12 protein-coding genes are annotated in these 13659 nt (G+C 71.1%); 4 read left to right on the plus strand and 8 right to left on the minus strand.

The window, feature by feature from the left end; translation table 11 throughout:
* Positions 1-143 precede the first annotated feature (143 nt).
* The 3 genes from ACFY36_RS24095 to ACFY36_RS24105 form a co-directional block, all read right to left on the minus strand.
* The gene (locus ACFY36_RS24095; protein WP_499748222.1) at positions 144-1778 is read right to left on the minus strand and encodes a peptide ABC transporter substrate-binding protein; all 1635 of its coding nucleotides are present in this window, start codon (positions 1776-1778) and stop codon (positions 144-146) included.
* 227 nt (positions 1779-2005) lie between these two features.
* Entirely contained in the window at positions 2006-2668 is a 663-nt protein-coding gene (locus ACFY36_RS24100) for a response regulator (RefSeq protein ID WP_499748223.1), read from the minus strand.
* Positions 2665-3924: a PspC domain-containing protein gene (locus ACFY36_RS24105; RefSeq protein ID WP_499748777.1), complete on the minus strand. Its 1260-nt coding sequence runs from the start codon at positions 3922-3924 to the stop codon at positions 2665-2667. Before ACFY36_RS24105 ends, ACFY36_RS24100 begins: the two co-directional genes overlap by 4 nt.
* A 154-nt stretch (positions 3925-4078) precedes the next feature.
* On the opposite strand from ACFY36_RS24105, the gene ACFY36_RS24110 reads away from it, so the two are divergent.
* The 3 genes from ACFY36_RS24110 to ACFY36_RS24120 are packed head-to-tail and all read left to right on the plus strand — an operon-like array spanning position 4079 to position 7101.
* A complete protein-coding gene (locus ACFY36_RS24110) occupies positions 4079-5494 on the plus strand; it encodes a PspC domain-containing protein (RefSeq protein WP_499748224.1) in 1416 nt (471 codons plus the stop codon).
* Positions 5491-5841, plus strand: coding sequence for a hypothetical protein (locus ACFY36_RS24115; RefSeq protein ID WP_499748225.1), 351 nt, complete (start codon positions 5491-5493; stop codon positions 5839-5841). Before ACFY36_RS24110 ends, ACFY36_RS24115 begins: the two co-directional genes overlap by 4 nt.
* 18 nt (positions 5842-5859) lie before the next feature.
* Entirely contained in the window at positions 5860-7101 is a 1242-nt protein-coding gene (locus ACFY36_RS24120; RefSeq protein ID WP_499748226.1) for a phosphatidylserine decarboxylase, read from the plus strand.
* Between the two features lie 42 nt (positions 7102-7143).
* Here ACFY36_RS24120 and ACFY36_RS24125 read toward each other — a convergent pair whose 3' ends face one another.
* The 3 genes from ACFY36_RS24125 to ACFY36_RS24135 all read right to left on the minus strand — a co-directional run bounded on the left by ACFY36_RS24125 (position 7144) and on the right by ACFY36_RS24135 (position 10697).
* On the minus strand, positions 7144-8025 hold the full coding sequence (locus ACFY36_RS24125) for a CDP-alcohol phosphatidyltransferase family protein (RefSeq protein WP_499748778.1): 882 nt from the start codon (positions 8023-8025) through the stop codon (positions 7144-7146).
* Positions 8026-8326: 301 nt separating this feature from the next.
* On the minus strand, positions 8327-9742 hold the full coding sequence (locus tag ACFY36_RS24130) for an NUDIX hydrolase (RefSeq protein WP_499748227.1): 1416 nt from the start codon (positions 9740-9742) through the stop codon (positions 8327-8329).
* A gap of 4 nt (positions 9743-9746) precedes the next feature.
* The gene (locus tag ACFY36_RS24135) at positions 9747-10697 is read right to left on the minus strand and encodes an NUDIX hydrolase (protein ID WP_499748228.1); all 951 of its coding nucleotides are present in this window, start codon (positions 10695-10697) and stop codon (positions 9747-9749) included.
* Positions 10698-10901: 204 nt separating this feature from the next.
* Between ACFY36_RS24135 and ACFY36_RS24140 the strand changes: the two genes are divergently transcribed.
* On the plus strand, positions 10902-11102 hold the full coding sequence (locus ACFY36_RS24140; protein WP_097322703.1) for a PspC domain-containing protein: 201 nt from the start codon (positions 10902-10904) through the stop codon (positions 11100-11102).
* Positions 11103-11106: 4 nt separating this feature from the next.
* Here the strand turns inward: ACFY36_RS24140 and guaA are convergent, their stop codons facing one another.
* The gene (gene guaA / locus ACFY36_RS24145) at positions 11107-12654 is read right to left on the minus strand and encodes a glutamine-hydrolyzing GMP synthase (protein ID WP_499748229.1); all 1548 of its coding nucleotides are present in this window, start codon (positions 12652-12654) and stop codon (positions 11107-11109) included.
* Between the two features lie 13 nt (positions 12655-12667).
* Positions 12668-13588 carry a S8 family serine peptidase gene (locus ACFY36_RS24150; RefSeq protein ID WP_499748230.1) on the minus strand — a complete coding sequence of 307 codons (921 nt, stop codon included), beginning with the start codon at positions 13586-13588 and terminating at the stop codon, positions 12668-12670.
* Positions 13589-13659: the final 71 nt, after the last annotated feature.

Consider the following 13659-nt stretch of genomic DNA (forward strand, 5'->3'; position numbering starts at 1 on the left):
GGTGCGTCGCCCCGCGGCGCCGGCGCCGCCGGTGTTGGGGTTTTCTGGTGGTGTGCCCGTGGGGGGGCCGGAGGGGGCCCCGCCCGCGCCCGGCCCGCCGCCCCCCCCCCCCCCCCCCCCCCACCACCGTAAGAACGGTCAGACTAACTGGCGATATCGATCTTGTAGATGTCCACCTTGGCGAACAGGTCCATGGTCACGTCGGTGACCCGCTCCGAGTGGCCGAAGACGTTCTGGCTGAACCGCAGCGGCAGCACCGGCATGTCCTGGGCCAGGATGTCCTCGGCGCTCTGCCAGTACTTCGTGGCCTGGGCGATGGTCGGCGCCTCGGAGCCCTGCCGGACCAGGTTGTCGAACGCCGCGTTCTTGTAGCCGCCGTAGTTCGAGGAGCCGTCGCTGGTGTACAGCGGGCCGAGGTAGTTCTCCATCAGCGGGTAGTCCATCGACCAGGCGAGGCGGTACATGCCGACGTCCTCGTGGGCGCGGACCTTGGCCAGAAGGTCGGTCAGCTTGGGCACGGTGACGCCCACGCAGTTGACGCCGAGCGACGACTTGATCTGGTTGCACATCGCGTCGATCCAGGGCTTGTGGCCGCCGTCCGCGTTGTACGTGATCTTGATTTCCTTCGGGCCGTTCGCCGCGTCGTACATCTGCCGGGCCTTGACGGGGTTGTACTCGCAGTTCTGCTTGCAGGTGTCCTTGCGGGCGTCCTGGAGCACCGGCGAGACGAACGAGGTGGCGGCGGTCTCGGAGCCGAGGAAGACCTGCTCGGTCATCTCCTCACGGTTGATCGCCATCGAGATGGCCCGGCGCACCTGCGGGCTCTTGTACTTGTCGTCGTACATCGGGAAGGCGACGAACGCGAAGCCGGAGCTCGGGCTCTTGAGGAAGCGGGGGCCCAGGTCGCCGGAGGCCTGCGAGAGGCTCTCGACGGGGATCTGGGTCTCGACGTCGAGGTTGCCCGCCACCAGGTCGTTGTACTGCGTCGTCAGGTCCTGGTAGATCTTCCAGGTGATGCCGTTGACCTTGGGGACCGTGCCCTTGAAGTCGGCGACCTTCTCGACCTGGATCTGCTGGTCGTGCTGCCACTTGCCCTTGATCTTGAAGGGCCCGTTGCCGATCGGCGCGTCGGCGAACTCCTTCTTGAGCACGCCCTCGCTCTCCCACGCCGCCTTGGGCAGCGGGTAGAAAGCGTCGTAACCCATCACCGACTCCCAGCCGGCGAAGCCCGCGGAGAGCGTGACCGTGAAGGTCGTGTTGTTGACCTTCTTGAGGCCGCTCAGCGTCTTGGCCTTGGGCTCGGGCGCCTCGGCCGGGCCCTCGTCGTCGGGGTCCTTGGACTGGAGGTCGGCGAAGCCCTGGATCCGGCTGTAGAAGTAGGACGCGAGCTGGCCGTTCGGGCCGTACGCACCGTAGTTCCAGGCGGTGATGTAGTTGTCCGCCGTGACCGGTTCGCCGTTACTGAAGGTGAAGCCCGGCCTGAGTTTGATCGTCCAGACCCGGTTGGCCTTGTCGTGCGTGATCGTCTGAGCGGCGACCACGTACGGCTCGCTGTTCGCGTTGAACCGGACGAGCGGGTAGTACAGCGACGCCAGCACCTGCGAGCCGCCCGTTTCCACCACATTGGACGGGATCAGGCTCGTCGGCTCGACGATGCCGATGCTGATGCTGTTCGGCAGAGCTTCGGCGTCGTCCGAGGAACTACCGCTGCAGCCGGACGCCAACAAGACGATGGCGGCCGCTCCGGCCGCCATCTTCCATGGCATTTTCCCAGGCATGGGGTGGGTGCCTCCTTCAGGGGCGCTCACGGGGGTCGTGTGAGTCGCCAGCAACTGTGACACAGAGCCAATGACAGCCAAGGCCCCGTTACCAAGCCGATATTAGACAGGCCCGGTGCCACGCTTGCTCCCCGACCGGTTCTTCGATATAAGGAACCGGCTCTAGCTGGGAAAACGTCGTTCGGTGCACACGCCGCAACCCACCGCAGCGCTCGCTTTCCGACCGTTCAGACGAGCCGGCGATCGGCCGCCCAACGTGACAATTCGTAACGGTTGCTCATCTGGAGCTTGCGCAGGACGTTCGATACGTGCGTCTCGACGGTCTTGATCGAGATGAACAATTCCTTGGCGATCTCCTTGTACGCGTATCCGCGTGCCAGCAGGCGCAGGACCTCGCGCTCGCGGTTGGTGAGCTGGTCGAGCTCCGGATCGGCGACCGGCACGTCGGGCCGGGAGGCGAAGGCGTCGAGCACGAAGCCGGCCAGCCGCGGGCTGAAGACGGCGTCGCCGTCGGCCACCCGTCGGATCGCCGCCGCCAGCTCGTCCGGCGAGATCGTCTTGGTGACATAGCCCCGGGCGCCGGCCCGGATCAGGCCGATCACGTCCTCGGCCGCGTCGGAGACGGACAGCGCCAGGAACCGCACGTGCGGGTGGGTGCGCCGCATGGCGTCGAGCACCGCGCGGCCACCGCCGTCGGGCATGTGCACGTCGAGCAGCACCACGTCGGGCCCGGCCGCCGCGATCTTGCTGACCGCCTCGGCCACCGTGCTGGCCTCGCCGATGACGTCGACGTGCGCGCCCAGCTCGGCGCGCACTCCCGCGCGGAACATCGCGTGGTCGTCCACCAGGAAGACGGTGAGCCGCCGGCTCTCGCTCGCGGGCTCGGTCATCGTGCTGCCTCCTTACCGGCCGTCACGCTGTCCCGCGACACGGCAAGCGTCAGCCGGACCTCTGTGCCGTCGCCGACGGCACTGCGGATCTCCGCCTTGCCGTCGTGACGCTGCATCCGTCCGATGATCGAGCCTCGCACGCCGTGCCGCGACTCCTGCACACCCTTGAGCTCGAATCCGGCCCCGCGGTCGCGGACGAAGACGCTCAGCTCGTCCGGCTCGACCTCGGCGTAGAGCGAAACGGTCTGCACGCCGGCGTGGCGGGCCGCGTTGACCAGGGCCTCACGCGCCGCGGCGACCAAGGCCGCGACCCGCTCGTCGCACTCGGTGTCGCCGACCACCACGGTCTCGACGCTGATCGCGTAGGTGTCCTCGACCTCGGCCGCGGCCTGCTCGAGCGCGGCCGCGAACCGCTCGGTGGGCGACGCGGTGGGCTTGTAGAGCCAGTTGCGCAGGCTGCGCTCCTGGCCCCGGGCCAGCCGCTGCACCTCTTTGATGTCGGCCGAGTTGCGCTGGATCAGGGCCAGCGTGTGCAGCACCTGATCGTGGATCATGGCGGCCACCTCGGCCCGCTCCTGCTCACGGATGCGGCCCTCGCGCTCGGCCCGGAGCTGGTTGAACATGCGCCACAGCAGCGGCGCGGCGACCACGCCGACGCCGAGCAGGCCGACCAGCGCGAAGATCACACCGTTGATGACCGAGGTGAGGCTGCCGGCCGGCGCGTAGACCGCGACCACGCCGATGACACCGGTCGCGACCAGAACGCCGCCACCGATGAAGCGCAAAAGGAAGAAACGCCGGTCGCTCTCGGCCACCACGGCGGCCAGCCAGGGCGTCTGCGGCATGTTGGCGCCCCACTGGCGCCGCGTGGGGTCGGCCTGGTGCCAGATGATGCCGGCGCCGACCGCGACCACGGCGATCAGCCAGCCCACGGTGCCGGCCACGTTGTCCTCGAAGACCAGGGCCTGCAGCAGGATCACACCGAGGCCGATGGCGCCGAACGGCAGCAGCATGGCCAGGTCGCGCCGCTTGGCGGGCTCGCCGGCGGCCGGGATCTGCTGCGGCAGCACGGCCCAGAAGGCCGCGTAGAGCAGCAGGCCGAGACCGTTGAAGCCGAGCAGGACGACCAGGGCGATGCGCACGGCCAGCACGGGCACACCGAGGTGCTGCGCGAGCCCGGACGCGACGCCCGCGATGATGCGGTGGTCGCGCGGCCTGGACAGGCGGCGGGTGGGCGGTGCGGCGGCGGCGCTGATGGCTCCTCCTCGGTTGTGTCCCTCCGATCGTCACACGTTCCGGCCGCGCGGACCACGGGGAACTTCCCCTGGTATCCGGCGGCCAGGATCTCAGGGTGGCCTCAGGGTCGCCGCCTGAAGCGTCTCGGGTGCCCGAGGGGCGAGGATCGATGCCATGAACGAGGAAGCTGCCGAACCGCAGGCCACACAGGCCCCTGGAGCTGCGGACCGCAACGCCCCGCCGTGGGCCGGTGGGCCGCCCTTCTCGCGGGACAAGCTGGTCCGCCCGCGTCAGGGCCGCTACCTGGCCGGCGTCTCCGGCGCCCTGGCCCGCGCCACCAACACCGACCCGGTGCTGTGGCGTGTGCTGTTCGCCGTGCTCGGTGTGATCAGCGGTGTCGGCGTGCTCCTCTACCTCATCGGCTGGCTGATCATCCCGGCCGAGGGCGACACCGCCTCACCGATCGAGTCGCTGCTCGGCAAGGGCCGGGCCGGCATGACCCCGATCTCGGTGGTGGTCCTCGGCGGCGCGGCCGTGCTCTCGTTCGCCTTCATCGTGCAGGACGGGGTACGGGCCAGCCTGCTGGCCTGTGCGGTCATCTTCGGCGCGATCATCCTGATCAAGCGGTCGAGCTCCCACTCGTCCGCCACACCTCCGCCGCCGCCACCCCCGGCCGACCCGTTCCCGCCGGCCGGCTTCGGCACCGCGGAGTTCGCCGCGCCGCCCGCGGCTCCGGAAAAGACCGCTGACCCGGCGCCCGCGGCCACGTCGCCTGAGGCCACCGAGCCGCCCGTCGAGCCGGTCACCGCCCCGATCCCGCCGGTCGAGACGCCGGCTCCCCCGACGTCGGGGTTCGCGCCGCCGTTCGCGCCGCCGCCGGGCGCCTACCGGCCTCCGTTCGCGCCCCACGGCCCGTACGCCCGGCCGACACCGGCCACCTATCCACCCGGACCTCCGGCACCGCCCGCCGCCAAGCCGCCGAAGAAGCCGAAGGAACGCTCCAAGCTGGGCCGTCTCACCTTCTTCGCCCTGATCGTGGTGATGGGCGTGATGGCCGCCATCGACACGGCCGGCGCGAGCATCGCCGTCTCGGCCTACTTCGCGGCGGCGCTGGCCACCATCGCGGCCGGCCTGATCGTCGGCACCTGGCTCGGCCGGGCCCGCGGCCTGATCGCGCTCGGCCTGATCGCCACGATGGGCCTGTTCGCCTCGACCGGCTCCGAGCGCTGGGGCGACGACGTGGCCAACAGCGTCTACAAACCGGCCACCCTGGCCCAGGTCGCCGACCGGTACGACTTCACACTGGGCGACGCCACCATCGACCTCCGGCAGATCGACTTCGCCGGCCAGCAGCAGACGATCACCGTGAACATGAAGTTCGGCCAGGTGCGGGTGCTGCTGCCGCCGACCGTCGACACGACCGCGTCCCTCCAGGTCGAGAACGGCCGCGCCGAGGTCTTCGGCAAGACCTTCGAGGGCGAGTCGCTCAACAACGAGGACCTGACCGACCTCGGCCCGGACGGGGCCGGAGGCGGCACGCTCAAGCTCGACCTGCGGCTGGACGCGGGCAACCTGGAGGTGCACCGATGAGGCCACACCGCGCCGACGGCGTCTCGCTCAGCTTCGGCATCCTGTTCCTGATCGTGGTCGCCTGGTGGGCGGTGTCGGCGGTGGTCACCGTCCACCTGCCCGCGGTGGGCTGGCTGGTGGCCGGCGGCCTGATCGTCTTCGGCGTGATCGGCCTGCTCGGCGCGCTCCGGTCGGCCCGGGGCAGCGTGCCCGAGCCGGCCATGGCGACCGCCGTCCCGGCCGAGGCGCCCGCGCCGGAGATCCCCGGCGACCTCCCGCCCGAGATGCACGCGTCGATCGTCCGGGAGCTCCTGGAGGAGCCGTCCGAGCGGTTCACCAAGGAGCACCCCGCGTCACCGGAGAAGTAGCCCCATATGCTCGTGGCCATGACGTACCCCGTGGTGTCCAACGCTCCGATCGCCGGGGTCGGCCCCGTCGCCGCCCGGGCCCTGACCGCCGAGTTCGCCCGGCACAACGCGCCCACCACCGCCCTGGTGTTCGCCGCCGACCACGCCACCGAGGTGGTGGCGGCCGCGGTCGAGGCCCTGCTGCCGGCCGACCAGCTCACCCTGGTGGCCGGCGAGCGCAGCACGGCCGACCTGCTGCGCGACCACATCACCGGGCTGGGCAGCTGGATCGCCGACCGCGTGCGGGTGGTCGACGCCCTGGAGGACGCCGAGCCGGCCGACGTGGTGATCGTGGGCGAGCCGCTCACCGGCACCGCCGACGAGGTCCGGGTCCTGCTCGACCGTCTGGGGAAATATCTGAACGAGGGCGCCGTGCTCACCGTGGCCACCCCGGCCACGCCGGGCCGCACCGGCGGCGCGGCGGCCGAGCTGTTCCGGCAGGGCGCGCTGTTCGGCGTCGGCTCCGACCTGGTGCTGCGCAACCCGCCGCCGCTGCGGGTGCACAAGCTGCGGTTCACCGCGGCCGACCCGCGGGTGGCGGCGACGCTGGCCCCGGCCTACCGCCCGTCCAGCGTGCCGGTGACCCGCTCGATGCACATCGACTCCAACGGCGTGGCCGCCGCCGGCATCGCGCTCGGCCTGGCCGCGCTGGCCCGCCGGGCCCGGCCCAAGTCGAAGCTGTGGCTGCTGCCGGCGCTGGCCGCGGCCCCGGTCGCGGCATTCTTCCGTGACCCCGAGCGCGACGTGCCCGACGACGCCTCGGCCGTGGTGGCGGCGTCCGACGGGCGGGTGCTGTCGGTCGAGCGGATGACCGACGAGCGTTTCGGCGGCGGCGAGTTCCTGCGGATCGCGGTCTTCCTGTCGGTCCTCGACGTGCACGTCAACCGGGTGCCGGTGGCGGGCCGGGTGTCCGACTTCTTCGTCGAGGAGGGCGGCTACGCGAACGCGATGACCGCCGCGGCCGAGCACAACGTGGCCGCCTACACGGTGCTCGACACCGAGCACGGCACGGTCGTGGTGGCCCAGCGGACCGGCCTGATCGCCCGCCGCATCGTGCAGCGCACCCCGGTCGGCACGCTGGTCGCCAAGGGCGAGCGGATGGGCCTGATCCGGTTCGGCTCGCGCACCGACGTCTACCTGCCGGCCGGCTCGGCCGAGCCGCTGGTCGCCGTCAACGACAAGGTCATCGGCGGTTCCTCGGTGATCGCCCGCTGGCTCTGACTTCCGGATATGAAAAAGGCCGCCTCTCGGCGGCCTTTTTCATTACGCGGTGGTTCTCTGGCGCATCCAGAGGACCGGGCCACTGAGCAGGTACGCCGCCACGACCATCACGAAGGTCAAACGTGCGTCGACCAGGGCGCCGACGATCGGCAGCAGCCACAGCCAGGCCGGGAGCCGCAGGAGGCGGGCCAGTTTGGCGTACGGGAAACTCGAAACCATGGCGAAGGCCAGCAACGCCACCCCGCCCAGCAGGGCCAGGCCGGGCAGCGGAAGGCCGATCAGCACGGACACCGCGAGGACCGCGGCCACCATCGTGGTCGGCACGCCGCAGAAGAACTTGCCGTCCTTGGGCGAGACGTTGAAGCGGGCCAGGCGGATCGCGGCGCAGGCCGCGACGAGCACGCAGGCCACGGCGGCGGCCGGGGTCGGCACCGTGTGGGCCAGCGAGGCGTAGACGACGACCGGCGCGGCCAGGCCGAACGAGCACATGTCGGCCAGCGAGTCCATCTGGGCGCCGAACGGGCTGGACACACCGAGCTTGCGGGCCAGCGCGCCGTCGAGGCCGTCGAACGCGACGCAGGCGACCAGGCAGGCAGCGGCCAGGCGGACATCGCCGTGCATAGCCAGGAAGATCGCCGTCAGGCCGAGGGCCAGGCTGGCGATCGTGCAGCCGTTGACGATGGCGAACCGCACCTTGCGGGCGGCGGTGTGCTCGCCGGGCAGCAGGGAGACCGGCGCGGCCTCCTCGGTGACAACCGACGGGATCGCCAGGTGCGGAGCGGCCGGCCCGAGGGCCCGCCCGTGCTCGGCACCGGTGTAGATGACTTCTGCCCTGGTCGCGGTGGCGGCCCGGCCGGACTCAGCGTTCCGGCGGCCGACCCGCACCATCAGGGCCTGCCGCGCGATGGTTCCTCCGCGGCGCAGACGGCCTGCCCAACGACGACCGGCGGGACGGGGGCTATCCGTCGATCGACGCCGGCGCCAAGGGGTTCTCGGCACGTGCTTCCTCCATGGGATAGGTGGCCCACCTGCACGTTTGCGGTGGGTTGTGGCCCGGTAGCCCGCCGCACACGCGGACCGGGGAAATTCGCGGTGTACACCATCGCACAGCCGGACGACCTTGGCGAGAAGTCGATCGACAGTCGTTGGCAGGTGCTCCTCCGGGTCTTTCCTTGGCCGGGTGGGTCCGGGAGGGCGTTCTCACGGCCCGTCCCGGATAACGATTCTAACTCGCCCGTTCCGCCCCGATTCGGGCTACGGCGACGGCCGCCGGCTCGGTGAGCGCCAGCCGCCGGGCCTCGGCCAGCGTGAACCAGCGGGCCTCAGCGGTGGAGCCGTCGACCTCCTTGACCACAGGTTCGGTCGGCGTGTCGACCTCGACCCGGAACAGAACACGAATGACATGCCAGTCGACCGGCACCCCTTCGGGCCCCACGGCCGCCGGGTCATAACGATGCGAGATCTCGACGAGCCCGGTCACCCGCCCGTGTTGCCCGGTCTCCTCGAAGACTTCCCGGGCCAGAGCAACCTCAGGCGTCTCCCCATGATCGGTGCCACCCCCGGGCACATGCCACCGCCCAGCACCGGGATATCCGGAAGCGATCCGAGCCAGCAGAACCCGCCCCGCAGGATCAGAAGCCGCCGCATAGGCCCCAAACCGCTGCACAGCCCCCAGCCGCACCGGCTCTTCGCCCGCCGTGCTGCCTTGGCCCGCGCTTTCCCCAGGCGCCCCGACTTCGCTTGCGTTTTCCCCGCCCGCTCTGGCCGCGACCCCGCCGGCCGCGACCGCGCTGGCCTCGCCCGCGCCTTCCCTGTCTCCGCCGGCCGCGACCGCGCTGGCCTCGCCCGCGCCTTCCCTGTCTCCGCTGGCCGCAACCGCGCTGGCCTCGCCCGCGCCTTCCCTGTCTCCGCTGGCCCCGCCCGCTCTAGCCGCGACCCCGCTTCCCCTGCGCGCGCCGACCTCAACGCCTGCGCCACCCTCACCTCTGCCCGACTTTTCGGAAATATCCGCCAGGGAGTGAGGCTCCGACTCGACGCTGGGCGGAAGGTGGGGCCCGGAGCCGGCTCCGGGCGCAGGGTGCGACTCGGAGCCGAGACCGGGGGCAACGTCAGACTCGAGGCCACCTCCAGGCGCAAGGTCAGACTCGGCGACACCAGCGGGCGCAAGGTCAGACTCGGGGCCACCCCCTGGCGCGAGCTGAGTCTCGGGGGCGGGCGGAAGCTGAGGTTCGCGAGCTTTGGGCGCCAGGTTGAGGGCGGCGGCGGTGAAGGGCATCAGCGGTAGCGACGCGGGGTCAGCCACCCACTCGACGAGCTCTGTGGTGCCCTCTGTCTCGTTGCGCAGGGTGCCGCCGGTGGCTGTGACGTCGTAGATGATGCGGTCCGTGTGTTCGAGGGCGCCGTTCGACAACGGGAAGACGTCGGCGGTGACGCTGTTCAGGGCGTCGAGGCGTACCTCTAAACCGGTCTCCTCGGCGAACTCTCTCACCAGGGCGTCGTTCGGGTGTTCACCCTGCTCGACGCCGCCGCCGGGGAGGGTCCACAAGCCGGGGAACTCGCTGCGCGGCGAGTTCCGGGCGAGCAGCACCCGCCCGGACTCGTCGCGGCAGATTCCGTAGGCCCCGACGCGTCTGATCTTCACTCGATCAGATTAGCCGCGCCTTTCGCAGCGCCTCGGCCGTCACTTCGGTCAGCTGGTCCTCGGGCAGGTCGGCGACCTCCTTGACCGGCATCCAGCGGGCCTCGGACGTGGAGCCGCCGACGTCCTTCACGATCACCTCGGTCGGGCCGTCGACGATCACCCGGTAGAACGCTCGCACGCCGTGCCAGTCGATCGGGTAGCCCTCCGGGCCGAGCGACGCCGCGTCGCGGTGGCTGGCCACGCCGAGCAACTCGACCAGGCGGCCCTCCTGGCCCGTCTCCTCGACCAGCTCGCGGATCAGCGCCGTGCCGGGCTGCTCGCCGTAGTCGGTGCCGCCGCCGGGCAGGTGCCAGCGGCCCTCGCCCGGATAGCCGGGGGCGATGCGGGTCAGCAGCAGGCTGGTGTCCTGCGGGTCGGTGGCGATCGCGTACGCCGCGAAACGCTGGGCCCGGTGCAGCCCGTCCGGCCCGGGATAGGCGTAGAAGGACGGGAACGTCGGCGCCGGCTCGGGCCGCAGGTCGGCCGAGGCGCTGCCCAGCCCGAGCGCGTCCGCCGTGAACTGGCGGAGTTTGAGGCGCCCGGCCTCCTCCAGGGTGTGCCAGCGGGCCAGGTCGGTCGGGTGGCCGATGCGGTCCACCAGCGTGCCGCCCCGGATCGACACCTCGTAGATGAGGCGGTCGGTGTGGATGGTGACGCCACGGTGCGGCAGGGAGCGCATGTCGGCCAGGACGTCCTGGAGGCCGGTGACGGCCACGGACAGGCCCGTCTCGGCAGCCGTCTCGCGGACGACGGTGTGGTTGGGGTCTTCGCCGTGGTCGACGGCGCCGCCGGGCAGGGACCAGACGCCCGGCGTGCCGGAGCTGGTGGAGGCCCGGACCAGCAGCACGCGGCCCTCGTCGTCTCGGGCGACGGCGTAGGCGGCGATCCGGCGGAGCGGTTCGAGTGCGGGGGTCACGGGCGGCATTCTGCCCGGAATATGTTAACTGCAGAAAACATCTGTCGGATTCCTGACAGGGTGCTCGCGCTGAGTAATCCCTGATCAGAGCGTTGCCAAGGACAACGTGCACTAGATCGACCACGGCCCGTAACCATCATTTCAGGGTACGTATCCGGGCCTTCACCGAGGTCGTAAGGCCCCGTCCAGTCCCACCATGGGGGCATGAACGAGGCACCCTACAAGCTCCTCCGCCGCCCCAAGGACGACCGTGTCGGGGCCGGCGTCTGCAGCGGCATCGGCCGCTATTTCGGCATCGACCCGGTGCTGGTCCGGGTCGCCTTCGTCGTGCTGGCCGCCGCCACCTGGGGCGCGGCCCTGCTCGCCTATCCCCTGATGTGGTTCCTGATGCCTGAAGAGTGGTGAGTCGTCACTCCCACTCGATGGTGCCCGGCGGCTTGCTCGTCACGTCGAGCACGACCCGGTTGACCTCGCGGACCTCGTTGGTGATCCGGGTCGAGATCTTGGCGATCACGTCGTAGGGCAGGCGGGACCAGTCGGCCGTCATGGCGTCCTCGCTCGAGACCGGCCGCAGCACCACGGGGTGACCGTACGTGCGGCCGTCGCCCTGCACACCGACGCTGCGCACGTCGGCCAGCAGCACTACCGGGAACTGCCACACGTCACGGTCGAGGCCGGACGCGGTCAGCTCCTCACGGGCGATCAGGTCGGCCGCGCGGAGCAGGTCGAGCCGCTCGCGGTCGACGGCGCCGATGATGCGGATGGCCAGGCCCGGACCGGGGAACGGGTGGCGCTGGACGATCTCGTCGGGCAGGCCCAGCTCCTTGCCGAGCGCCCGCACCTCGTCCTTGAAGAGGGTGCGCAGCGGCTCGATCAGCGCGAACTGGAGGTCGTCGGGGAGACCGCCCACGTTGTGGTGCGACTTGATGTTGGCCGTGCCGGTGCCGCCACCCGACTCCACCACGTCGGGGTAGAGGGTGCCCTGCACCAGGAACTCGACGTGCCGCTCGGCGTCGAGCTCGCGGGCCGCGGCCTCGAAGGCGCGGATGAACTCGCGGCCGATGATCTTGCGCTTCTGCTCGGGGTCGGTCACCCCGGCCAGGTGGCCCAGGAACGTGTCGGCCGCGTCGACCACCTTGAGCCGGATGCCCAGGGCGGCCGCGAAGTCCTTCTCGACCTGCTCCGCCTCGCCCGCGCGCAGCAGGCCGTGGTCGACGAAGACGCAGGTGAGCTGGTCGCCGATGGCCTTGTGCACGAGCGCGGCGGCGACCGCCGAGTCGACACCGCCGGAGAGACCGCAGATCACCTGCTTGTCGCCGACCTTTTCGCGGATCACGGCCACCTGCTCGTCGATGATGTTCGACGAGGTCCAGGTCGGCTCGATGCCCGCGATGTCGTACAGGAAACGCTTGAGCATCTCCTGTCCCTGCACCGTGTGCGCCACCTCGGGGTGGAACTGCACACCGGCCCGCTTGGCCGTCAGGTCTTCGAACGCGGCCACCGGGGCGCCCGGCGTCGACGCGGTCACCGCGAAGCCCTGCGGCGCCACCGCCACGCTGTCGCCGTGGCTCATCCAGACCGGCAGGTCGTCGGGGAGCTCGCGCAGCAGGGTGCCGCCCTGCGCGCTGAGCAGGGTGCGACCGTACTCCCGGGAGCCGGTGTGCGCGACCGTGCCGCCCAGCGCCTGCGCCATGGCCTGGAAGCCGTAGCAGATGCCGAAGACGGGCACGTCGTTGTCGAACAGGCTCGGGTCGAGCACGGGCGCGCCCGGCTCGTAGACGCTGGACGGGCCGCCGGACAGGATGATCGCCGCGGGGTTCTTGGCCAGCATCTCGGCGACCGGCATCGAATGCGGGACGATCTCCGAGTAGACCCGCGCCTCGCGGACGCGGCGGGCGATCAGCTGGGCGTACTGGGCGCCGAAGTCGACGACGAGAACGGGTCGGGGAGTACTCACCGGCAAAGTTTACCTAGAGGGCCTGGAGCGCCCGGAGAGCGTCGACCCGGCCCGACGGCAGGGTCCTGGTGGCGACGATGGCCGAGCGGATCTGGGCGGCGGTCGGACGTGACGGCGACGAGGCGAGCAGACCGGCCACGCCGGCGATGAACGGGGCGGCCGACGAGGTGCCGCAGTACTGGCCGATCGCGCCCGACGGGCCCTGGGCCGGGTTGCAGCCGGGGGCGGTCACGTCGACCCACGAGCCGTAGTTGGACCAGCTGTAGCGGGCGCCGGTGGAGGTGACGCCGCCGACGGCCAGGACCGACGGGATGGCCGCCGGGTAGTGCGGGGCCGAGACGCCCTTGTTGCCGGCCGCGGCGACGATCAGGGCGCCCTTGCCCTCGGCGTAGGTCACCGCGTCGCGCAGGACGCTGCTGTCGGCGTTGCCGCCCAGCGACAGGCTGATGACGCCGGCGCCGCGGTCGGCCGCGAACCGGATGCCCTGGGCGATGGCGGTGTAGCTGCCGCTGCCCTTGGCGTTGAGCACCTTGACCGGCAGGATGCGGCAGTTCCAGCAGATGCCGGCGATGCCGGTGCGGTTGGCGCCGCCCGCGGCGACCACGCCGGCCGCCATCGTGCCGTGGCCGTTGTCGTCGGCCGGGTTGCTGTCGCCGTTGACGAAGTCGTAGCCGGGCAGCATGCGGGTGCGCAGGTCGGGCAGCGGGTTCACGCCGGTGTCGAGCACGGCGACGACCACCCGGGTGTTGCCGCGGAGGGTGTTCCACACCTGGTCGACGCGCGTCTGCTTGAGGCCCCACTGGGTCGAGAAGCCTGGGTCGTTCGGCTTCGACCAGCCGTCGGCCGAGGCCATCGCGGCGTCTGAAGAGGGCGCCACGACCATCGTGGCACCGGCCAGCAGACCAGCGAAGAGCTTTCCGACCCGACCGAGCACGCGAGAACCTCCGAAGCGAAAGGGAGCCGGCCTGAGTGGCCGGCTCCCTTCACTTCGGTTCGCTCACTGAC

Origin of the sequence: Actinoplanes sp. NPDC000266 (genome assembly GCF_042899005.1) — a bacterium.
In the GTDB taxonomy this organism is placed as follows: domain Bacteria; phylum Actinomycetota; class Actinomycetes; order Mycobacteriales; family Micromonosporaceae; genus Actinoplanes.

Coding starts and splice junctions, on each gene's coding strand:
- ACFY36_RS24100 (WP_499748223.1), bottom strand. CDS start 2,668: ATGACCGAGCCCGCGAGCGAGAGCCGGCGGCTCACCGTCTTCCTGGTG.
- ACFY36_RS24095 (WP_499748222.1), bottom strand. CDS start 1,778: ATGCCTGGGAAAATGCCATGGAAGATGGCGGCCGGAGCGGCCGCCATC.
- ACFY36_RS24110 (WP_499748224.1), top strand. CDS start 4,079: ATGAACGAGGAAGCTGCCGAACCGCAGGCCACACAGGCCCCTGGAGCT.
- ACFY36_RS24120 (WP_499748226.1), top strand. CDS start 5,860: ATGACGTACCCCGTGGTGTCCAACGCTCCGATCGCCGGGGTCGGCCCC.
- ACFY36_RS24140 (WP_097322703.1), top strand. CDS start 10,902: ATGAACGAGGCACCCTACAAGCTCCTCCGCCGCCCCAAGGACGACCGT.
- ACFY36_RS24115 (WP_499748225.1), top strand. CDS start 5,491: ATGAGGCCACACCGCGCCGACGGCGTCTCGCTCAGCTTCGGCATCCTG.